Source organism: Williamsia muralis NBRC 105860 (assembly GCF_001598915.1).
In the GTDB taxonomy this organism is placed as follows: domain Bacteria; phylum Actinomycetota; class Actinomycetes; order Mycobacteriales; family Mycobacteriaceae; genus Williamsia; species Williamsia muralis.
This window is the reverse complement of record NZ_BDAP01000012.1, coordinates 14,216-36,005: the sequence shown is the minus strand read 5'-3', so window position 1 is coordinate 36,005 and position 21,790 is coordinate 14,216. Positions and strand designations below refer to the sequence as shown.

Annotated in this window: 19 protein-coding genes; 12 read left to right on the top strand and 7 right to left on the bottom strand. The window is 65.5% G+C overall.

The window, feature by feature from the left end; translation table 11 throughout:
- Nucleotides 1–8 precede the first annotated feature (8 nt).
- Nucleotides 9–2,144 carry an NAD-dependent DNA ligase LigA gene (gene ligA, locus WIMU1_RS24840; protein WP_062801118.1) on the top strand — a complete coding sequence of 712 codons (2,136 nt, stop codon included), beginning with the start codon at nt 9–11 and terminating at the stop codon, nt 2,142–2,144.
- A gap of 23 nt (nt 2,145–2,167) precedes the next feature.
- Here the strand turns inward: ligA and WIMU1_RS24835 are convergent, their stop codons facing one another.
- Together WIMU1_RS24835 and WIMU1_RS24830 are read right to left on the bottom strand one after the other, a co-directional pair.
- Nucleotides 2,168–2,833, bottom strand: a complete 666-nt coding sequence (locus WIMU1_RS24835) for an ACT domain-containing protein (protein ID WP_062801115.1) — start codon at nt 2,831–2,833, stop codon at nt 2,168–2,170.
- Nucleotides 2,834–2,901: 68 nt separating this feature from the next.
- Nucleotides 2,902–3,243, bottom strand: a complete 342-nt coding sequence (locus WIMU1_RS24830; protein WP_030172081.1) for a YbjQ family protein — start codon at nt 3,241–3,243, stop codon at nt 2,902–2,904.
- 109 nt (nt 3,244–3,352) lie between these two features.
- Here WIMU1_RS24830 and WIMU1_RS24825 point away from each other — a divergent pair, with 109 nt between their 5' ends.
- The 3 genes from WIMU1_RS24825 (at nt 3,353) to gatA (ending at nt 5,816) form a co-directional block, all read left to right on the top strand.
- Nucleotides 3,353–3,919 carry an antibiotic biosynthesis monooxygenase gene (locus tag WIMU1_RS24825; protein WP_062801113.1) on the top strand — a complete coding sequence of 189 codons (567 nt, stop codon included), beginning with the start codon at nt 3,353–3,355 and terminating at the stop codon, nt 3,917–3,919.
- 107 nt (nt 3,920–4,026) lie between these two features.
- Nucleotides 4,027–4,326 carry an Asp-tRNA(Asn)/Glu-tRNA(Gln) amidotransferase subunit GatC gene (gatC, locus tag WIMU1_RS24820; protein WP_023963838.1) on the top strand — a complete coding sequence of 100 codons (300 nt, stop codon included), beginning with the start codon at nt 4,027–4,029 and terminating at the stop codon, nt 4,324–4,326.
- Nucleotides 4,323–5,816: an Asp-tRNA(Asn)/Glu-tRNA(Gln) amidotransferase subunit GatA gene (gene gatA / locus WIMU1_RS24815; RefSeq protein WP_062801111.1), complete on the top strand. Its 1,494-nt coding sequence runs from the start codon at nt 4,323–4,325 to the stop codon at nt 5,814–5,816. Before gatC ends, gatA begins: the two co-directional genes overlap by 4 nt.
- 68 nt (nt 5,817–5,884) lie before the next feature.
- Here gatA and WIMU1_RS24810 read toward each other — a convergent pair whose 3' ends face one another.
- A complete protein-coding gene (locus WIMU1_RS24810; RefSeq protein WP_062801109.1) occupies nt 5,885–7,087 on the bottom strand; it encodes an alpha/beta-hydrolase family protein in 1,203 nt (400 codons plus the stop codon).
- 118 nt (nt 7,088–7,205) lie between these two features.
- On the bottom strand, nt 7,206–7,697 hold the full coding sequence (locus tag WIMU1_RS24805) for a hypothetical protein (protein WP_307715696.1): 492 nt from the start codon (nt 7,695–7,697) through the stop codon (nt 7,206–7,208).
- A gap of 166 nt (nt 7,698–7,863) precedes the next feature.
- Here WIMU1_RS24805 and WIMU1_RS24800 point away from each other — a divergent pair, with 166 nt between their 5' ends.
- From WIMU1_RS24800 to gatB, 4 genes are all read left to right on the top strand, one after another.
- Nucleotides 7,864–9,141, top strand: coding sequence for a sensor histidine kinase (locus WIMU1_RS24800; protein WP_062801107.1), 1,278 nt, complete (start codon nt 7,864–7,866; stop codon nt 9,139–9,141).
- A 9-nt stretch (nt 9,142–9,150) separates the two neighbouring features.
- A complete protein-coding gene (locus tag WIMU1_RS24795; RefSeq protein WP_062801105.1) occupies nt 9,151–9,804 on the top strand; it encodes a response regulator in 654 nt (217 codons plus the stop codon).
- Nucleotides 9,805–9,916: 112 nt separating this feature from the next.
- Complete coding sequence (locus WIMU1_RS24790; RefSeq protein ID WP_023963826.1) at nt 9,917–10,951, top strand: ATP-dependent 6-phosphofructokinase; 1,035 nt, start codon at nt 9,917–9,919, stop codon at nt 10,949–10,951.
- 102 nt (nt 10,952–11,053) lie between these two features.
- Nucleotides 11,054–12,544, top strand: a complete 1,491-nt coding sequence (gene gatB, locus WIMU1_RS24785) for an Asp-tRNA(Asn)/Glu-tRNA(Gln) amidotransferase subunit GatB (RefSeq protein WP_062801104.1) — start codon at nt 11,054–11,056, stop codon at nt 12,542–12,544.
- A 4-nt stretch (nt 12,545–12,548) separates the two neighbouring features.
- Here gatB and WIMU1_RS24780 read toward each other — a convergent pair whose 3' ends face one another.
- Nucleotides 12,549–13,691, bottom strand: coding sequence for a PQQ-dependent sugar dehydrogenase (locus WIMU1_RS24780; RefSeq protein WP_371850316.1), 1,143 nt, complete (start codon nt 13,689–13,691; stop codon nt 12,549–12,551).
- Between the two features lie 76 nt (nt 13,692–13,767).
- On the opposite strand from WIMU1_RS24780, the gene WIMU1_RS24775 reads away from it, so the two are divergent.
- A complete protein-coding gene (locus WIMU1_RS24775; RefSeq protein WP_062801102.1) occupies nt 13,768–14,832 on the top strand; it encodes a DoxX family protein in 1,065 nt (354 codons plus the stop codon).
- Between the two features lie 107 nt (nt 14,833–14,939).
- Here WIMU1_RS24775 and ilvD read toward each other — a convergent pair whose 3' ends face one another.
- Nucleotides 14,940–16,787, bottom strand: a complete 1,848-nt coding sequence (gene ilvD, locus WIMU1_RS24770; RefSeq protein ID WP_062801100.1) for a dihydroxy-acid dehydratase — start codon at nt 16,785–16,787, stop codon at nt 14,940–14,942.
- A 230-nt stretch (nt 16,788–17,017) separates the two neighbouring features.
- Nucleotides 17,018–17,542, bottom strand: a complete 525-nt coding sequence (locus WIMU1_RS24765) for a PH domain-containing protein (RefSeq protein WP_245968959.1) — start codon at nt 17,540–17,542, stop codon at nt 17,018–17,020.
- Between the two features lie 325 nt (nt 17,543–17,867).
- Between WIMU1_RS24765 and WIMU1_RS24760 the strand changes: the two genes are divergently transcribed.
- From WIMU1_RS24760 to ilvC, 3 genes are all read left to right on the top strand, one after another.
- Nucleotides 17,868–19,889, top strand: a complete 2,022-nt coding sequence (locus WIMU1_RS24760) for an acetolactate synthase large subunit (protein ID WP_084248554.1) — start codon at nt 17,868–17,870, stop codon at nt 19,887–19,889.
- Nucleotides 19,886–20,389, top strand: a complete 504-nt coding sequence (gene ilvN, locus WIMU1_RS24755) for an acetolactate synthase small subunit (protein WP_023963810.1) — start codon at nt 19,886–19,888, stop codon at nt 20,387–20,389. Before WIMU1_RS24760 ends, ilvN begins: the two co-directional genes overlap by 4 nt.
- Before the next feature lie 141 nt (nt 20,390–20,530).
- Complete coding sequence (ilvC, locus tag WIMU1_RS24750) at nt 20,531–21,532, top strand: ketol-acid reductoisomerase (protein WP_030172040.1); 1,002 nt, start codon at nt 20,531–20,533, stop codon at nt 21,530–21,532.
- Nucleotides 21,533–21,790 lie beyond the last annotated feature (258 nt).

Genomic DNA, 21,790 nt, shown 5'->3' with positions numbered 1-21,790 from the left:
TTCGAGGGGTGGCCAACAGTGCAGACATCAGTGAGCAGACGCCCGCGGAGCCGACTCCTTCTGCGGCCAGAGAGCAGTGGTCGCAGCTGGCCGAGGAGGTGCGTGACCACCAGTTCCGCTACTACGTGAAAGACGCTCCCGTCATCACCGACGGCGAGTTCGACACGTTGTTGCGCCGCCTGCAGGCCCTCGAAGTCCAGTACCCGGAGTTGGCTGTCGCCGATTCGCCCACCAAGTTGGTCGGCGGCGGTTTCGCCACCGAGTTCAAGGCCGTCGACCATCTCGAGCGAATGATGTCGCTGGACAATGTGTTCGACGCCGAGGAGATGCGCAGCTGGGTGTCGCGGGTGGAGGCTGACGCCGGTTCGGGCTTGGAATATCTGTGTGAGCTGAAGATCGACGGCGTCGCCCTGGCGCTGGTCTACGAAAAAGGTGTCCTCGTGCGCGGCACCACCCGCGGCGACGGACGTACCGGTGAGGACGTCACGCTCAACGCCAAGACCATCAACGACGTACCGCACCGGCTCACCCCGTCCGACGACTACCCGATACCGGATCTGCTCGAGGTACGCGGTGAGGTGTTCTTCCGAGTAGCGGATTTCGAGGCGCTCAACGCGTCGCTGGTGGAGGCGGGCAAGGCGCCGTTCGCCAACCCACGCAACTCTGCCGCCGGGTCCCTCCGTCAGAAGAACCCGCAGATCACCGCCAGACGACGGCTGGGGATGATCTGCCACGGGCTCGGCCGGATCGACGGAACACCGCCCAAGACTCTCCATGACGCCTATCTGGCGCTGGGTGCCTGGGGACTGCCGGTCTCCGAGCACACCACCAAACTCACGGGCGCCGACGCCATCCTGGAGAAGATCGCCTACTGGGGCGAGCATCGTCACGACGTGGAGCATGAAATCGACGGGATTGTCGTCAAGGTCGACGACATCTCACTGCAGCGCCGTCTCGGCTCCACATCCCGCGCTCCGCGTTGGGCCATCGCGTACAAATATGCCCCCGAAGAGGCGACCACGAAACTGCTCGACATCTTGGTCAATGTCGGACGCACCGGACGGGTCACTCCTTTCGCATCGATGAAGCCTGTTCTGGTGGCGGGCTCGACGGTCGGCATGGCAACGCTCCACAACGCGTCCGAGGTCAAGCGCAAGGGCGTTCTGATCGGCGATACCGTGACCATCCGGAAGGCCGGCGACGTCATCCCCGAAGTACTCGGCCCTGTGGTCGACCTGCGAGACGGCACCGAACGTGAATTCGTGATGCCCACGCACTGTCCCGAATGCGGCACCGAATTGGCGCCGCAGAAGGAGGGCGACGCCGACATCCGCTGTCCCAACAGCAGATCGTGCCCGGCCCAGCTGAGAGAGCGGCTGTTCCACATCGCCGGTCGCGGATCATTCGACATCGAGGCTCTCGGATACGAGGCTGCCACCGCGCTTCTGAGCTCCGGGGTGCTCGACAACGAGGGTGATCTGTTCAGCCTGACCGAGGACGATCTCCGCAAGACCACTTTGTTCACCACCAAATCGGGAGATCTCTCCGCGAACGGGAAGCGGTTGCTCGCGAACCTTTCTGCGGCCAAGAAGGTACCGCTCTGGCGGGTATTGGTCGGGTTGTCGATCCGGCACGTCGGCCCGAGTGCCGCACGCGCATTGGCCACCGAGTTCGGCAGTCTGGAGGCCATCGAATCGGCAACAGCCGAACAGCTCGCGAGCGTGGAGGGTATGGGTAACACGTTGGCGCAGAGCGTCGCTGACTGGTTCACGGTCGATTGGCATCGTGAGATCGTCCGCAAATGGCGTGAGGCCGGTGTGCAGCTGGAGGACGAGCGCGACGCTTCTATCCCGCGCACGCTTCAGGGCCTGAGCATCGTGGTCACCGGCTCGCTGCAGGACTTCTCGCGCGACGGCGCCAAAGAGGCCATCCTGGTGCGCGGGGGCAAGGCGTCGGGGTCGGTGTCGAAGAAGACAGCTTATGTTGTCGTCGGGGATTCGCCCGGTACCAAGGCGGACAAGGCAGAACAGCTCGGCGTACCCATACTCGACGAAGACGGGTTCAAAAAGCTTCTGGCAGAAGGGCCTCCGCCGGCGGAGACAGACGAATCAACTGTCGACGTGAACGAAGGTGACGCGCCGTAGGACTGATGACGCGGCCGACCAGATCACGGTTGTTTGAGCACCGTCGTCACGATCTTCGCGAGGTAGCCGATCCGGGCAATTTCGGACGGACGGAAGTCCGGGCCACCCGGTCGACCGAGGAGTAACGCCTTGCCCGGTGACCCGATGGGCGCTGCGGCCAGCCGAGTGTCCATGTCGCGCCAGGACTGCGGCACCCATGGCGATTCCGGATCCAGTTCGGCCTCGTGGTCGATCGGCAGCCAACTCGCATCGGTGAGTTGGGTTTCCGGGGCGCCAGAGCTCCCGAAGAGCTGGATCGCCCCGTTGGCGCCTGAGGTGATGATGGTGGCCCATGCAACCCGCAGAACCCGGGGGGCCGCCTCGACCAGAACCTGTAGCCGATCGCGGCCGGCGGCCGCGATCTCGTTGACCAACTCGAGTTCCCGGTGGGTCTCGAGGATGCCGGTGTACGGGCGGATCGAATCCACCCGCACGCCATCAACCTTTTCTGCGGCAGTGATCAGGGTGTCGGGCAGCGAGCTGCGCGGAACCTCGACGACGATGTCATCGACTGCGTACCCTTCGCCGCGTTCGACAACGTCGAGCGACAGGATGTCGGCACCGATCGAACCCAGGGAAACGGCCAGGAGGCCCAAGGATCCGGGTCGGTCCTGGAGGTAGACGCGCAGCAGATAGGACACGGTCGACATTCTCCCACCGCTACGTCGGCCCTGCCGTGTGGCGCGCCCTCAGTGGCCGGCGCTCAGTGGCCTGGCGGTCAGGCCGGAGGAGTGGTCCCGGGGAGCGCCTCGACGCCTACTGCCGTGCCGTACGCGCACACCTCGATACCGGTTCCACCGAACTCGGTGGTCTCGAACCGGAACGCCACCACGGCGTTCGCGCCGCGTTGCTGCGCCTCGGTCGCCAAGCGCTGCAGTGCTTCCTGACGGCAATCGTGGAGTAGCTGTGTGACTCCCTTGAGTTCGCCACCCGCCATCGCCTTGAAGCCGGCACCGAGGTTCGATCCGATGTTGCGTGACCGGACGGTCAGCCCGAAGCACTCGCCGAAGGTGTAGGTGATCCGGTAGCCGGGGATGTCGTTTGTTGTGACGATGATCATGAACGAGACGATACGTCGGCGACCCATCATCCGCCCGCCGGATATTCGCCTGATCACGAGGCGGGCCCAGAGTTCGGGGCGGTTGCCGGTCGGGCTCGATAATGACCGGATGGCAATCGACGATGCGCGCGATAATTCCGACGTGACCACGTCCGTGGCACGCCGGATCGAGCCTGATCGAGAACACGACTTCATCGCCTGGACCGACGCCGGAATCGCACTGGCCCGGACATTCCCGGGCTTCCTCGGCGGAGGGTGGTTGCGCTCATCGAAGGTGCCCGGCGAGTACTACGTCATGTACCGGTTCGAGAACCACGCACAGGTCGACGATTGGGTGTCGTCGCCGGTGCGCAAGGCCTGGCTCTCGCGTGGGGAGGGGATCGCGGTGGAGTACGCCACCCATCGCCTGTCCGGCATCGAAGGATGGTTCGAGCCACAGTCCACGTTGACGCAGGCGGTACGCGTGATGGGCGCTCCGCCACCACGCTGGAAGCAGGCGATCACCATCTGGCTCGGCTTCTTTCCGCTCAGTCTGGCGATCAACATCGGCATCATCGCCCACCTGGGGGACACGCCGCTGGTGGTGAAGACGTTGATCGCCACATTGGTGAGCACACCGCTGATGGTGTACCTGCTGCTGCCGTGGATCACCGCGCGACTCAGACGCTGGTTGTAGGGCTCGCGGCACCTGAGGCGATCGGGGGACCGGCGCCGACTAGTCTGGACCGGGGTTCGGGCCGACATCATCGTGGGCCGCCCTCGAACAGAAAGGGTGCATCTCTCGTGTCTGCCATCTCGCGTGATGAGGTTGCGCATCTCGCCCGGCTGTCGCGGCTGGCGCTGACCGACGACGAACTCGACCACTACGCCGGTCAGCTCGATTCGATTCTGTCCCACGTCGCCAACATCTCGGAGGTCGCCGCGGCCGACATCCCCGGCACCGCACATCCGGCAGACATCGCCAACGTCTTACGGCCCGACACCATCGTGCCCAGTCTCACCACCGAGGAAGCCCTCTCGGGTGCACCTTCGGTCGAGCAGGGACGGTTCGCAGTGCCGCAGATCCTCGGAGAAGAACAGTGACCGCACCCACCCGCCAGTCCGGCGAGATCACCGGCCTGTCCGCCGCCCAACTGGCGGAGAAGATCCATGCCGGTGACCTGTCTGCCGTGGAGGTCACCAGCGCGCACCTCGACCGGATCGCCGAGGTGGACGGTGAGCTGAACGCCTTCCTGCACGTCAATTCCGACGAAGCACTGCAGGCGGCCGCGGCCGTCGACAAGTCCATTGCTGCGGGCGAGTCCCCGGCATCGCCGCTTGCCGGTGTTCCTCTGGCCCTCAAGGACGTGTTCACCACCACCGACGCGCCCACCACCTGTGGTTCGAAGATCCTCGAGGGCTGGGTACCTCCGTACGATGCCACCGTCACCTCACGGCTGCGTGCTGCGGGCATCCCGATCCTCGGCAAGACCAACATGGACGAGTTCGCGATGGGATCGTCCACCGAGAACTCGGCATACGGCGTCACCCGAAACCCTTGGGACACAACAAAGATCCCCGGCGGATCGGGTGGCGGCAGTGCGGCGGCCCTGGCGTCGTTCCAGGCGCCGCTCGCCATCGGCACCGACACCGGCGGTTCTGTCCGTCAGCCGGCGTCGGTCACCGGGACCGTGGGCGTGAAACCGACATACGGCACCGTCTCGCGGTACGGACTGGTGGCATGTGCCTCGTCGCTCGATCAGGGCGGACCGTGCGCGCGCACCGTGCTGGACACCGCGCTCCTGCACCAGGTGATCGCCGGGCACGACCCACGGGATTCGACGTCGATCGACCAACCGGTCGGTGACATGGTTGCCGCCGCGAAAGCCGGCGCTTCGCAGGACCTTTCAGGTGTCAAGGTCGGCATCGTCGCCGAATTGCAGGGTGACGGTTACCAGGCGGGCGTGCTGTCCTCGTTCAACGCGGCCGTGGAGTCATTGCGTGAGCGTGGCGCCGAAGTGGTCGAGGTGTCGTGCCCGCACTTCACCTACGCACTCGGTGCCTACTACCTGATCCTGCCGTCCGAGGTGTCCAGCAACCTCGCACGATTTGATGCGATGCGATATGGACTGCGGGTCGGCGACGACGGCAGCCACAGCGCCGAACAGGTGATGGCAATGACCCGTGCGGCCGGCTTCGGTCCAGAGGTCAAGCGACGCATCATGATCGGAACCTACGCGTTGTCGTCTGGCTACTACGACGCGTACTACGGTCAGGCACAAAAGGTTCGCACGCTCATCGCCCGCGACTTCGCCAAGGCGTACGAGACCGTGGACGTCCTGGTGTCGCCGACTACTCCGACAACGGCGTTCGCGATCGGTGAGAAGGTCGACGACCCGCTGGCAATGTATCTCTTCGACCTCTGCACCCTCCCGGTGAACCTGGCCGGGAACTGCGCTATGTCGGTGCCGTCGGGGTTGTCCGAGGACGATGGACTGCCCGTGGGACTGCAGATCATGGCTCCGTCGATGGCCGACGAGAGGCTGTATCGCGTCGGCGCCGCCTACGAGGCGGCCCGCGGCCCGATCGTCTGACCCCCACCTCCCGATGATGTGCCCTTCTGGCGACGAAAACCCCAGGTGGGGTACGCCATAAGGCCACATCATCGGGGGCAGACGGGGATGACGTGACCCTGTTCGGTTCCGTACTGATGACCGTGACCGGCGGGAAACGACAGTGCCCCGATCAGGTCCGCGCTGGCCTGGACGAATCCGGCCACCGGTAGCCACGGTGGTGTCGGCAAGTCGTGGGTGATGCCGGACGCCAGCGCCGGCGGCTGCCAGATCAACCGTGGGGACCAGCGCACCACAGGATCCGATCCGTTCGCCAACACGGTGGTCGACGGCGCCGACAATGACGCTGTGCCCGCCGGGGCGCCCGCGAGCACCGTGTGGCACAGCGCGCCGGAACGATTGTCCTGCGCCCATTGCCGTGCCGCGTCGGCGCCGACCGCGCCCAGACTCTGGCCGTAGAGGTAGATGTGTGGGCGGCTGGGCGAGGCCGACCGATTGACCGCATCGATGAGCGCGGCCGTGACCGCGATAGCGCTGTCGCGGGCCGGTGCGGAACTCGACAGAAAAGCCTGCCAAGACGGAATGTCGCTGTATTGCAGGGCAACAACTCCCACATCTCCGGCCATCCGCGACTCGATCCCGACCAGAGCGTCCGGGTCCACCCACCCCGATCCGGTGGGTACTGCGACCACCACCGCACTGCGGTGCATCCCACCCGCGGCCTGCCAGCGTTTCACCAGATTCTGCGCGCGGTCGGTGACGTCGCGGGTGTCGAGTTCCCCGTAGACCCGTAGCGATGTTGATTGGGCGCCGATAGCGGTGAACTTGTGCGCCACAGACTCGCCTGACCCCGCAGCACCGGCAGGCGACGGGGCGACCGAGAGCGCGATGGCGGCAGCCAGCACCGCGCCGATCATGCGGATACGGGAAGGCAGGGCAACACCCACGGCCACCAACCCGGAGGGCGCGGCGGCCACGGCCACCCATCCGAGGTCGAGGGTCTCCGTGCCCAGAGCCCATCGCAACCCGAGTTGCCACCAGATCATCTGTACGAACATCGCAACGATGACCAGGCCCCCGGCGACGGCAGTGACCTTCCTCGCGCGCGCGGCCGGCCACGGGACGAAGCGAGACGCCAGCATGCCGATGAGGGCGCCGATGCCGGCGAACGCCGCGAGCAGCACGCCCTGGATCAGTGCTTCGCGGGGCAGCGAGCCGGGGGCCAAAGCGATTGCCGCGCCCGCTGTGGTGCCGGCGGTCACCAATGGGTGTGGCCACGTGCGTGCCTTCATGCCAGACCCACCAGAGATGCGAGCGACTCGCCACCGCGGACGAAGGTGGATGCAACGATCGCCGGAAAAGACTCCCGCGCGACCGGGGCGCCCGAGTGCTGACGCCAGGTGTTGAAGCTCAGCCCCACCCGGGCGAGATCGGCGGCCCAGTCGCATGCGGGATCGTCGCAGACCTCATGCATACGCTCGGGAGCATGGTGTCGAGTGCCACCCGAGCCCAACCGGCCAGCGGAACGCCGTCCTTGTCGGCGAGGCGCAACAGGTCGTATCCGAAATCGTGTGTCTTGCACAGTGTTTCGAACCGATCGGGCAGCGGGATGGGTGACGAGCAGGCGCCCGCGGGATCGATCGGCATGCCATCGACCACCTCGGGCCGATATCCCATCGCTGCCTCGAAGTCCACGGGCAGTACTGCGATCGCATCGGTGGGCCTCGGCCCCGTCAATGCCGCAATCGCCGCGCCGGCCGGGGTACGGATGTCGGCGGCCTCGGCGGGCGACATCCCCGGGGCGGAGGTGGCTGCGACGACGGTTGCCGGCCACAGACCCAACGCCACCACGAAGCAGATCACCAAGCTGGACAGAAAGATTCGGTTGTGTACGGCTCGCATGGATTGAACGTAGGAATCGGGAGCACCCTGGCGCATCGGTCGTCGGACGCGTTGTCCGGTGGCTACAACGGGGTGCACCGGGGGTGCGCGTGCTACCTGCGGGTCGGCGCAGATCTCACTCTCAGGTATGGGGTCGGACGAGGAATGGGTGGCTACTGTCGAACCAATGAAACTGTGGACTGCTGCCGCCGACTATGTGGTCGACGAGGCCAAGAAACTGCCGATCACCGCCGACCCGGCGGTCATCGGATTCTTGAGTCGCAAGGTCAACATCTTCTTCACGCTCGTCGCACTCATCATGTACGCCATTGCGTGGCCGACCCTGGCCGTGACACACGACGTGCAGCCTGCGCTGATGCCCGTCGTCGCGGCATTCGCGGCCCTCCCGATCATGCTGGGTTGGGCGAATCCCACACTGGGCTGGGCGATCTCGGTGGTGTCCTCACAGGTCATCGGGCTGACCATCGATCGGCTCGACACCTGGAACTACTCCATTCAGGTGGTGCACTTCATCGAACTGGTGGTGCTCACGGTTCTCGCCTATCTCAAGGCGCCGCTACGTCTTCTGCCGGTGATCTGGCTGGTGTCGGCACTGGTGATGTTCTCGGTTGCACCCAGCGAGGCCGAGGTCGGCTGGGTGATCGGACTGGCGGTCGCCGGCATCATGTGCGTGCTGATCCGCATCATCGTGCGATCCCGTGCCCAACTCGCCCAGCAGACCAAACTGAAGGACACCGAGAAGTCGAAGAATGCGGTGCTCTCGGAACGGACCCGCATAGCCCGTGACCTCCACGACGTTGTGGCCCACCGGATGTCGGTGGTGGTGGTGCAATCACAGACCGCGAAATACCGGATCGAAGGTGTCGGCGACGCGGCTGCGGCCGAGTTCGATGCCATCGCCAACGTCGCACGCGAAGCCCTCGACGAGGTGCGCACCATGCTCGGTGTGCTTCGTCTCGAAGATGATTCGGCCGCGGATGCACTGGCACGCAACCCGAACCCGGGGCTGGCGCAGATCGACGGACTGATCTCCGCGACGAGGGGCGCGGGGATCGACGTCACGTATTACCCGGCCGTCGGCGCGGACGAGGTGGGTGACGCGTGTGCGTTGGTGGCGTACCGGATCGTGCAGGAATCGTTGGCGAACGCCACCCGTTACGCGGCGGGGTCGCAGGTGCGCGTCGATGTGACGGTCAAGGGAACCGAACTCGCGGTGACCATTGCCAACACCGCACCGACGGAACAACCCATCGGGCTCGATTCCGAAGGGGGACTGGGTATTCCGGGGATGATCGAGAGGGCCAAAGCCGTCGGTGGTGTGCTGTCCGCAGCGCCGCAACCCGACGGTGGGTTTGTCGTGCAGGCACGCCTGCCGATTCGGGCGCCGGGTGTGGTCGATGATTCGGGACAGTCGGGTCTGCAGGCCGGGATGGTGGAAAAGTAGGCTGTCGACGTGTCGATCACGGTCTTCATTGCGGACGATCAAGCAATGGTTCGACAGGGCTTCGGTGCCCTGCTCGCCGCACAGTCCGACATCTCGGTGGTCGGGGACGCGCCGGACGGCAAGGCAGCGGTGACGGCGGTCCGTCAGCTCCACCCGGACGTGGTGCTGATGGATGTGCGCATGCCCGTCCTCGACGGACTCGCAGCAGCTGAACAACTGCTGTCCGGACCGGCAAAGGTGTCCAGCAAAATCCTGATGCTCACCACCTTCGACATCGACGATTACGTCTATCAGGCCCTGCGGATCGGTGCCTCGGGCTTCATGCTCAAAGATGCGCCCGCCGAAGAGCTGGTGCGTGCGGTCCGCGTGGTGGCAGCCGGTGACGCACTGCTCGCACCGTCGGTGACCCGTCGGCTGATCGCCGAGGTGACCAGTAGACAACGCCCTCGCCGCGCCCCGTCGAGCGAACTCTCCGGGTTGACCCCTCGCGAACGCGAGGTGCTCGAGCAGGTGGCCGAGGGCAAGTCGAACGCCGAGATCGCCACCCATCTCTTTGTGGCCGAGCAGACGGTCAAGACCCATGTCAGCAACTTGCTCTCGAAGTTGCAGCTGCGCGACCGCGCGCAAGCGGTTGTCTATGCCTACGAAAACGGCGTGCGCTGAGCCGTAGCTTGCATTCGGTTGCACAATTGAAGCCAGTGGCGCCCGCAGAGCGCGTGCTGTCCGAGCAGAGATGACAGTCTGAGCACAGATGAAAAGGGAGCGGGAACACCAGATGCGCATTGGAGTGCTAACCGGTGGCGGTGACTGCCCAGGATTGAACGCGGTGATCCGGGCCGTGGTCCGGACCAGCGAGGTCCGGTACGGGTCGGCGGTGGTCGGATTCCTCGACGGCTGGCGGGGATTGCTTGAGGACCGGCGGATCCATCTCGCCGCCGACGACCGGAACGATCGGCTGCTCGCGAAGGGCGGCACCATGCTGGGTACTGCCCGCACACATCCGGACAAGCTGCGTGCCGGCCTCGACCAGATCCGGCAGACATTGGACGACAACGGCATCGACGTACTCATCCCGATCGGCGGCGAGGGCACGTTGACCGCCGCGTCCTGGCTGTCCGATGAAGGTGTCCCGGTGGTCGGGGTGCCCAAGACCATCGACAACGACATCAATTGCACCGACGTGACGTTCGGGTTCGACACCGCGCTGACCGTCGCAACCGACGCCATCGATCGTTTGCACAGCACCGCCGAGTCGCATCAGCGCGTGATGCTGGTGGAGGTGATGGGCCGCCACGCCGGCTGGATCGCGCTGCATTCGGGCATCGCATCCGGTGCACACATGATCCTCATCCCCGAACAGCCGTTTGATGTCGAAGAGGTGTGCCGTCTGGTCAAACGCCGCTTCCAGCGCGGTGACTCGCACTTCATCTGCGTGGTCGCCGAGGGGGCCAAACCTGCCGAGGGCAGTAACTTCTCGGTACTCAAGGGTGGACTCGACGAGTTCGGACACGAGCGGTTCACCGGAGTCGCTCAACAGCTCGCCGTCGAGATCGAGCGCCGGATCAACAAGGAAGTACGGACGACCGTGCTCGGTCACGTGCAGCGCGGTGGCAAACCGACACCTTACGACCGGGTGCTGGCCACCCGATTCGGGGTCAACGCCGCCGACGCCGCGCACAACGGGGACTACGGGATGATGGTCAGCCTCCAAGGGCCGAACATCGGATTGGTTCCCATCGGTGAGGCCACCAAGGAGCTCAAACTCGTTCCCCAGAACCGCTACGAAGACGCCGCGGCCTTCTTCGGCTGACTCCCTACCCCGATGATGTGCCCTTATGGCGGGTAAAAGCCCAGGTGAGCGCCGCCAAAAGGGCACATCATCGGGGGTGTGGGGGCCAGTTAAACTCGGTGCATGACCGAACTGCTCGACTACGACGATGTCATTTCCGAATTCGACCCCGTGATGGGCATGGAGGTGCATGTCGAGCTGGGCACCAACACCAAGATGTTCTGTGGCTGCCCGACCACCTTCGGTGCCGAACCGAACACCCAGGTGTGCCCTGTCTGCATCGGCCTGCCCGGCTCCCTGCCCGTGGCGAACGAGAAGGCCATCGAGTCGGCGATCCGCATCGGCCTGGCCCTCAATTGCTCGATCCGTCCGTCGAGCACCTTCGCTCGGAAGAACTACTTCTACCCGGATCAGCCGAAGAACTACCAGATCTCGCAGTACGACGACCCCATCGCGTACGACGGCTACCTAGACGTCGCGCTCGACGACGGCACCACCTGGCGCGTCGAGATCGAGCGGGCCCACATGGAGGAGGACACCGGCAAGTCTCTGCATGTCGGATCCACCGGTCGCATCCACGGCGCGAGCCACTCGCTGCTCGACTACAACCGCGCGGGCGTGCCACTGATCGAGATCGTGTCCAAGCCGATCGAAGGAGCGGGGGAGCGGGCACCGGAGGTCGCTCGCGCATATGTCACCGCACTGCGTGATCTGCTGAAGTCGCTCGGTGTCTCCGACGTTCGTATGGACCAGGGCTCCATGCGCTGCGACGCCAACCTGTCGTTGATGCCCAAGGGCGCCACCGAGTTCGGTACACGCACGGAGACCAAGAACGTCAACTCACTCAAGAGTGTCGAGGTCGCGGTCCGGTACGAGATGCGGCGCCAGGGTGCGCTGCTCAAGTCGGGGGTCGACATCATCCAGGAGACCCGGCACTTCCAGGAGTCCGACGGATCCACCTCGGCCGGGCGCCGCAAGGAAACCGCAGAGGACTACCGCTACTTCCCCGAACCGGATCTGCCTCCGGTGCAACCCGATTCGGCATGGATCGAGGAACTCCGCGAGACCATCCCCGAACTGCCATGGCTGCGGCGCGCACGGATCCAGCAGGAGTGGGGTCTGTCCGACGAGGTGATGCGTGACCTGGTGAACCTCGGCGCCGTGGACCTGATCATCGCGACCGTGGAGGCCGGTGCGTCGGTGGACGCCGCGCGTGGCTGGTGGGTCTCGTTCCTGGCCCAGCAGGCGAACTCCCGGAGTACCGAACTGGCGGATCTGCCGATCACCCCGAAGCAGGTTGCGGCAGTTGTCGCTCTCGTCGACGAGGGCAAACTCACCAACAAGCTCGCGCAGCAGGTCGTGACGGCAGTGCTCGACGGTGAGGGCGAACCCGAACAGATCATCGCCGACCGGGGCCTGGAGGTCGTGCGCGACGACTCCGCGCTGCAGAAGGCAGTCGACGAGGCGTTGATCAACAACCCCGACATCGCGGAGAAGATCCGCAGCGGCAAGGTGGCCGCAGCAGGCAAGATCGTCGGCGATGTCATGAAGGCCACACGGGGACAGGCAGATCCGGCACGGGTCAAGGAACTGGTACTGGCCGCCTGCCAGTAGCGGCTCAGATGTTGGTGTCGGCGGGGCCCTGCGGCATCGGGATGATGATCACCCGATCGTCTGTGGGGCCGGCCGTACCGGTCTGTTTGTTCACCGTCGCGACCTGAAAGAGGCCACCGGGTACAGCCGTGAGGCGTCCGAGCGACCCATATCGCTTCTCCAGCACGGTGACCGGTTCAGCCGTGGTGGGCTTCTCCTCGGTCGGTGCCGCGAGGGCCTGAAGTCGTTGAGTCCTGGTCTGCGACACCATGATCATGCCGTTGACCGCAGCACATCCCGCCGTTTCCGGTTTGTCGGGCCAGGTCCACAACGTGCGCGCCACACCGGTGGCGCTGATCAGCTGGAGGCGGTCCTCGGCGGGGGCGCGGTCGGTCAGGTACAGCGCACCGGTGGCGACGTCGGGGCACAGAGCCGGATTCGATCCCAGCCCCGAGGTCAGCACCCGGGGTGGGGTGGCGCTACCCGATGCCAGGTCCGTGACCGACAGAATCTTGCCCGCCAGGGATGCCGGGTCAGACGCCGACTGTGGATTGCCTGCGTCGCCGGTGGCCACCAGGAGTTCGGTCGGACTCTTGAAATAGATGGTTCCCATGTTCCCGACCGGGCCCTTCGGGATCCCGACGAGGATCGGCTTGGGCACGTCATTCGGGGCCAGCCGGACAACACGGTTGTCGGTGGGGGTGGTGATGTAGGCGTAGAGCAACTGGTCCTGCGCGAAATCGGGGGAGAACGCGAAGTCCAGCAGGCCGCCGTCGCCTGAGGCATCGACCTCGAACGAGGCCACGTCCTGAATCGGCCCGCCGCGCTTGGTGCGCACGATCTTTCCCGTGGTGCGTTGCGCGACCACGGTCGCCGTCGCGTCGGCATTTCCTGGGAGCACGCCGCTGGTGGTGTCGAGACACGTGGCGATGACGGTCGGGTCGGGGTCTGGGCACGGGCCCGTCGGAGCGCCCGGATCGGTCGGTGGCGGACTGCTCGGTGTCTGTTCCTGCTGCTGCAACGGCGGGTTGGGGTTGGTCGAGAACTGGCCGGCGTCGCGGTTGCGGTCCTGCTCGGCGAAGCCGTCGGCACATCCGGTCACCACGGTGGCTGCCGCCACCAGCATGATCACGATCCGTGCGATCGCAGACCCGTGGTGCATTGTCATGGCGTCCACCCTACTGATCGGGCGCGCCCGGCCCGGCGAACACTTGGGTTGCCCGGTGAGCCTCTAAGGTCGAACTGTGACCGAACGAGATCCTGACGGCCAGGGGTCGAGCCCCTACGACGAGCCCACCGAACAGATCGGAGTGCCGCAGAGTGCGGCGCGCGACCCGCAGGCGACCCGGCCGGAGGGCGATACCGGCGCCTATGGCTACGCGCCGTACCGCTCGCCTCGCTCCGGTGAAAGTGGTCAGTTCGCCCAGGACGAGGCGGAACTGGAAGAGACCGAGCAGATCCCGACCATGCGCAAGCAGCCTGCCGGCGCGACGCCGGCCGGTGCGCAGGCCGCCGACGACGATCTGTCCCGTCAGGACACCGATGTGGTGGCCAGGCCCGCTGCAGCGGCGCCCTCCACCGCGACAACCCGGATTCCGACGGCGGGTGTGGACCGGGACGACTTCCATCGTCAACACGGCCCGCAGCCGCGATACGACGACGATGACGACTTCGCGACCCGCGGCCCGGCTGAGCCCGAACCCGTCGGTCCGGTGGTCACCGAGGCGCCCGTGCGGCGTGGGACCACCGATCTGGGATTGCTGATCCTGCGGGTGGGTGTCGGCCTGATCGCGATGGCCCATGGCAGCCAGAAGCTGTTCGGGTGGTGGAACGGCCCCCGGCTCAGCGGCTTCGAGGACTACCTCGTCAACTCGGCGAACACCAACATCGGGTTCAACCCGGATGCCGCCAAGTGGCTTGCCGTGCTGGGCGCGCTCTCGGAGACCATCGGCGGGTTGATGCTGGTGCTCGGACTGCTGACCCCCATCGCGGGCGCGGCGGTCCTGGGTGTCATGGTTGTCGCCGCACTGTTCAAGTCGACCCTCGCGGGCGGCGTGTGGTTCTTCGCGGTCGACCCCGACTTCACCAACAAGGGCATCGAGTACGAACTGTTCCTCGGTCTGGCGGCCGCGGTGATCATCTTGACCGGGCCAGGCCGTATCTCTCTCGACTTCAACCGGGGCTGGGCCACTCGGCCGTTCATCGGATCGGTCGCCTGGCTTGTTGTCGGCATCGCCGCACCCGTGGCGATCTGGTTCCTGTTCAACGGAACCAACCCGTTCGAATCGCCGGGTAACCCCGCCCAGTAGTCAGGCCCTTCGCAACGTCGCCAACTTCGTCGCCGTGGCGGGCCGCCGGGGGCCTATGTCCCTCGGCGGCCTCGCAACGGGCCGATCTCGGGGCCGATCGAGACAGGTCAATCGACCTGGCGGACCGCACCCTTGTCGGCTGACGTGGCGAGCTTGGCGTACGCGCGCAGCGCGGTGGTCACCTTGCGATCGCGGGCTTGCATCGGCTGCCACGGGCGTTCGGATGCGTCCATCTTCGCTCGGCGATCGGCGAGGACCTCGTCGTCGACGAGCACCTCCAGCTTGCGGGTCTTCACGTCGATCAGGACCTGGTCGCCGTCCTCGATGAGTCCGATGACACCACCCGCGGCCGCTTCCGGCGAGATGTGACCGACCGACAGGCCCGAGGAACCACCCGAGAAACGCCCGTCGGTGATGAGCGCGCACTTCTTGCCCATGCCCGTGCCCTTCATGAAGGCGGTGGGATGCAGCATCTCCTGCATGCCGGGCCCACCAGCAGGACCTTCGTACCGCACCACCAGTACTTCGCCGGCCTGAATGGTCTTGCTCAGGATGACCTGGACTGCTTCGTCCTGGGACTCGACCACTCGAGCCGGGCCCTGGAAGTGCCACAGTTCCTCGTCGATGCCGGCCGTCTTGAGTACCGCGCCGTCCTCGGCGAGATTGCCGCGCAGCACGCACAACCCGCCTTCGACCGTGTAGGCGTGTTCGATGTCGCGGATGCATCCGCCGGCAGCATCGGTGTCGAGAGAGCTCCATCGATTCGCAGTCGAGAACGGTGTGGTGGTGCGAACGCCACCGGGGGCGGCGTGGAACAGCTCGAAGGCCTCGTCGGTTGCCTTGCCGCCGCGGATGTCCCAGTCGTCGAGGAAGGCAGCCATCGTCGGCGAATGAACCGTGCTGGTGGTGTCGTCGAGCAGTCCTGCCCGACGGAGTTCGCCCAGGATGGCGGCGATTCCGCCGGCCCTGTGCACGTCTTCCATGTGGTAGTCCGAGTTGGGCGACACCTTCGACAAGCAGGGCACCCGACGGCTGATCTCATCGATGACCGTGAGATCGAAGTCGCGGACCTCGCCTTCCTGGGCGGCAGCCAATACGTGCAGAACGGTGTTCGTCGAGCCGCCCATGGCAACGTCGAGCGCCATGGCGTTGCGGAATGCACTGGGGGTCGCGATGTTCCGGGGGAGCACCGACTCGTCATCGTCCCGGTAGTACCGCAGCGCCGCCTCGACCATCACCTGTCCGGCCCTGCTGAACAGACTGCGGCGCGCTTCGTGGGTCGCGAGGGTGGAACCGTTGCCCGGCAGGGCCAGTCCCAGCGCCTCGGTGAGGCAGTTCATGGAGTTGGCCGTGAACATGCCCGAGCACGAACCGCAGGTCGGGCACGCGGCGAGTTCGACCTCCCGGAGCGCGGCATCGTCGACGGCGTCGTTGGCAGAGGCCGAGATCGACGTGATCAGGTCTGACGAGGGATGCACCGTGTCTCCGACGACAACTGCCTTGCCGGCCTCCATCGGGCCGCCCGAGACGAAGACGGTGGGGATGTCGAGCCGCATGGCCGCATTCAGCATTCCCGGGGTGATCTTGTCGCAGTTGGAGATACACACCAGCGCGTCGGCAGTGTGGGCGTTGACCATGTACTCCACCGAATCGGCGATGATCTCCCGGCTGGGCAGCGAGTAGAGCATGCCGTCGTGGCCCATCGCGATACCGTCGTCGACAGCGATGGTGTGAAATTCCCTCGGCACGCCTCCCGCGGCACGAACAGCGTCTGCCACGATCTCGCCCACGTCCTTGAGGTGCACATGGCCGGGTACGAACTGGGTGTACGAATTGGCAATGGCCACAATCGGTTTGCCGAAATCGTCGTCGGTCATCCCGGTGGCGCGCCAGAGCGAGCGGGCGCCCGACGCATTACGTCCGACAGTGGTGGTGCGTGACCTCAAATTCGGCATGACTGCTGATTCCTCGATTGCTCGACCAGATCCGGCCGGGCTGCGGCACGGAATAGTTGCGCGGTCAACCGTACTCCGGTGCGCGCGGCCGCATTTGCGCGGCCGTACGGATTCAGCAGTGCTCAGTGCGGGTTTCGACCCACCCGGTTTCGGCGCACGCGGAGTCGACGCAGATCATCTCGACGCTGGTCATCTCGACGCGGACGGGTTTGGCGGGAGCCCTCCGGGACTCAGGTGGTCGTACCCTCGCCGGGTTTGGTGCCGGACTGTCCATCGTTGTCGGAGATGGTGCCATCGGTCGACGAGGTCGACTCGGGCGTGGGCTCCTCGACCTCGGCTATCCGTTCCTGCTCGGGGCTGTCGATCGCGTAGGGGTCGGGTATGCGTCCGCGGCTGGCCGCCGACAGGCGGGGTAGGTCACGGAAGGTGATGGCGGGCAGCACGAGTTTGGACTTGTCGGTCCGGATCGCACGCACGGCGCCCCACTTGGGGAATTGCAGCCCGGCGATCTGGTCCCACGTTGCCGACCGGCGACCCCGCAGACTCACGGCGGTGACCCCGTCCTCGGTGACGATGGTGCGCAGCCGATGGATCCACAAGGCCAGCAGGATCGGGACCACCAGGGTCCAGCCGAGATAGCGCAACGATGCGCCCGCCAGGGCCAGCGACGTCACCGCCATCATGAACGCAGCAAAGTAGGCGACCGGAGTGATGCGGAACACCGCGGGCAGCTCGATTGATTCGGTCTCGGACACCGAGACATTGTGGCATCCCCGAAGACGCAGACGGAATCGGCGATGAACACAGCCCTGCAGCCTGGGCGTTGATCCGGTCCCACGATGTGGGATCGGATCTCAAGGAGTTTGACTCACTGCATCCGCAGTTCTAGCCTGGCTAACTGTGATGCAAAAACAGATTCTCGTACTCGGCCGGCGCGTCATCGCCTGACCGGGTATCTCCCACGAGTACTCACAAAGCATCGACGCGCCACCCTCGCACAGCAACGGCTGTCGGGGGTTTTTTGTTGTCCACCGACGCATACGGCCCAGGGCCGTGGTGTCCGAACAGAGGGAAGGTGCAGTGAGCGCACCAGCAGCACGCACCCAGCCGGGGTCCCACCCCGGTGGTCAGACAACGCAGCAGGCCAAGGGGCCCGTCGCCCCGCGGCGTACGCCAGGGAATGGTTCGCCGGTAGGCCCGTCCGCAACCGGTCCCCGTCGAACGGTGGCACCGGAGCGGGTCAGTGGTGCCAAGGCAGTAGTGCGCGCCCTCGAGGAACTCGGCGTCGATGCGGTCTTCGGCATTCCCGGCGGAGCGGTCCTCCCGGTCTACGACCCACTGTTCGACTCCAAGCAGGTCCGCCACGTCCTGGTCCGCCACGAGCAGGGGGCCGGCCACGCCGCCACCGGTTACGCGCAGGCCACCGGACGCGTCGGAGTGTGCATGGCGACCTCCGGTCCCGGTGCCACCAACCTGGTCACGCCCCTGGCCGACGCGCAGATGGACTCGGTGCCCATCGTCGCGATCACCGGGCAGGTCGGCCGCGCGCTGATCGGTACCGACGCCTTCCAGGAAGCCGACATCTCCGGTATCACCATGCCGATCACGAAGCACAACTTCTTGGTCAACAGTGGTGCGGAGATCGCGAAGGTGATGGCCGAAGCGTTCCACATCGCCGAAAGTGGCCGTCCCGGAGCGGTTCTCGTCGACATCCCCAAAGATGTGTTGCAGGCCCAGACCACGTTTTCGTGGCCGCCGCAGCTCGATCTGCCCGGCTACCGTCCTGTCACCAAGCCTCACGGCAAACAGGTCCGGGAAGCCGCCAGGCTGATCGCGTCGTCGCGTTCACCCGTGCTCTACGTCGGCGGCGGGGTCATCAAGTCAGACTCCTCTGCTGAGCTGCTCGAGCTGGCCGAATTGACCGGTATTCCCGTGGTCACCACCCTCATGGCCCGCGGCGCGTTCCCCGACAGCCACAAGCTGCACCTCGGAATGCCCGGAATGCACGGAACGGTTGCCGCGGTCGCGGCCCTTCAGCGCAGCGACCTGCTGATCACCCTCGGCGCTCGCTTCGACGACCGTGTCACCGGCGCGCTCGATTCGTTCGCTCCCGATGCCAAGGTCATCCACGCCGACATCGACCCTGCCGAGATCGGCAAGAACCGGCACGCGGACGTGCCGATCGTCGGCGATTGCCGTGCGGTGATCACCGAGCTGACCGAGGCCATCCGTGACGAGCGGGCGACCACCGCGGCTGCGCCGGACCTGAGCACCTGGTGGAGCTACCTCGACGGCATCCGCCGCACCTACCCGTTGAGCTACGACCGCCCGGCCGACGGCTCGATGTCGCCAGAGTTCGTGATCTCGGCGATCGGCAAGACCGCCGGCCCGGACGCGATCTACTGCGCGGGTGTCGGACAGCACCAGATGTGGGCCGCACAGTTCATCTCGTACGAGAAGCCGCGTACGTGGCTGAACTCGGGCGGACTGGGCACCATGGGTTACGCCGTCCCGGCTGCCATGGGCGCCAAGCTCGGGATGCCCGACACCGAGGTGTGGGCCATCGACGGCGACGGCTGTTTCCAGATGACCAATCAGGAACTGGCCACCTGCGCCATCGAGGGCATCCCCATCAAGGTCGCCGTCATCAACAACGGCAATCTGGGCATGGTCCGGCAGTGGCAGACCCTCTTCTACGACGAGCGGTACTCCAACACCAACCTCTCGACTCACCATTCCGAGTCGTCGGTGCGCATCCCGGACTTCCTGAAGCTCGCCGAAGCACTCGGCTGTGTCGGATTGCGTTGTGAGCGCGAGGAAGACGTCGATGCCGTGCTCGCCGAGGCGCGTGCGATCAACGATCGTCCGGTGGTCATCGACTTCGTCGTCGGTGCCGACGCCCAGGTGTGGCCCATGGTCGCGGCGGGCACAGGCAACGACGAGATCATGGCGGCCCGCGGAATCCGGCCGTTGTTCGACGACGACGAGGCCGCATCCACCGAACCCGCCGAGATCCATCGGACGATGGCAGGCGGAGACATCGCCGGCGTCGAATCGGTGCAGACCACCCGGATCAGTGACGAGAAAGACGAGACGAAATGACGACGCATCACACCCTCAGCGTGCTCGTCGAGGACCGTCCAGGTGTCCTGGCCCGTGTCTCGGCACTGTTCTCGCGCCGCGGGTTCAACATCGAGTCCCTCGCTGTGGGAGCCACCGAACTCAAAGGTGTCTCGCGGATGACCATCATGGTCGCGGTCGAGGATTTCCCTCTCGAGCAGGTCACCAAGCAGCTCAACAAGCTGATCAACGTGATCAAGATCGTCGAGCAGGACCCGGACACCTCCGTGGCCCGCGAGCTCATGATGATCAAGGTGCGCTCGGATGCGTCGGCGCGCGGAGAGGTGATCGAAGTGGTCAACCTGTTCCGGGCGAAGGTCATCGACGTCTCGCCGGAATCGATCACCGTCGAGGCGACCGGTACTCCCGACAAGCTCGAGGCACTGCTGAAAATGCTTGATCCGTACGGCATCCGCGAGATCGCCCAGTCGGGCATCGTCGCGCTCGGTCGAGGTCCGAAGAGCATGTCGGCGGCACGCTGAGGCGTTCGCCGGAACGCGCTCGGCTCGTCTCTCGGGCCGAGTTCGGCACCACACCAGAAGTTCGAGTCGAATAAAGAACTAGTCCCTGGCCAATGAGGGCCGGGGGATCACCGAAGAAGGGAAAACCAAGTGGCAGTCGAGATGTTCTACGACGACGATGCCGACCTGTCGATCATCCAGGGCCGCAAAGTTGCGGTCATCGGATACGGCAGCCAGGGACACGCTCACTCGCTGAGCCTGCGTGATTCCGGCGTCGAGGTCGTGATCGGCCTGCGCGAGGGCAGCGCTTCGCGCGCCAAGGCCGAGGAGCAGGGCCTCAAGGTCCTGACCGCGTCCGAGGCCGCCGCCTGGGCCGACGTCATCATGGTGCTCGCGCCGGACACCTCACAGGCGAAGATCTTCAAAGATGAGATCGAGCCCAACCTCAACGACGGCGACGCGCTGTTCTTCGGCCACGGCCTCAACATCCACTTCGACCTGATCGAGCCGGCCGACAACATCACCGTCGGCATGGTCGCACCCAAGGGCCCCGGACACCTCGTGCGTCGGCAGTACGTCGACGGCAAGGGTGTGCCCTGCCTCATCGCGGTCGATCAGGACCCGAAGGGCAACGGCGAGGCCCTGGCCCTGAGCTACGCGGCCGCCATCGGTGGAGCCCGCGCTGGCGTCATCAAGACCACCTTCAAGGAAGAGACCGAGACCGACCTCTTCGGCGAGCAGGCCGTGCTCTGCGGCGGCACCGAGGAACTGGTCAAGATCGGTTTCGAGGTCATGGTCGAAGCCGGCTACGCGCCCGAGATGGCGTACTTCGAGGTGCTGCACGAGCTCAAGCTCATCGTCGACCTCATGTACGAAGGCGGCATCGCCCGCATGAACTACTCGGTCTCCGACACCGCCGAGTTCGGTGGCTACGTCTCCGGTCCTCGGGTCATCGACTCGGGTACCAAAGAGCGTATGCAGGGCATCCTCAAGGACATCCAGGACGGCACCTTCGTCAAGCGCCTGGTCGCCAACGTCGAGGGCGGTAACAAAGAGCTCGAAGGCCTGCGCAAGCAGAACGCCGAACACCCCATCGAGGTCACCGGCCAGAAGCTGCGTGACCTGATGAGCTGGGTTGATCGTCCGATCACCGAAACTGCCTGATACGCAGTAGCTTTCACAACAAGCCCCGGGCCACTTTGGTCCGGGGTTTGTTTGTTGTGCATTTGTCGCGATCTCGACCACAACGCGGGCGGCCCGCGTCGTCTGGACTGAGGAGCGAGGGAGCGCAGCGACCGAGTCGACGAGGGAAGACGGCGCGAGAAAGGGCCGCCCGCACGCGAGCGCCAGCGAGCCAAAGACACAGCTGGTGAGACGAAGAGCTGAGTGGGGGACAGCTGAGTGAGCGAAAGGCTAATTGGC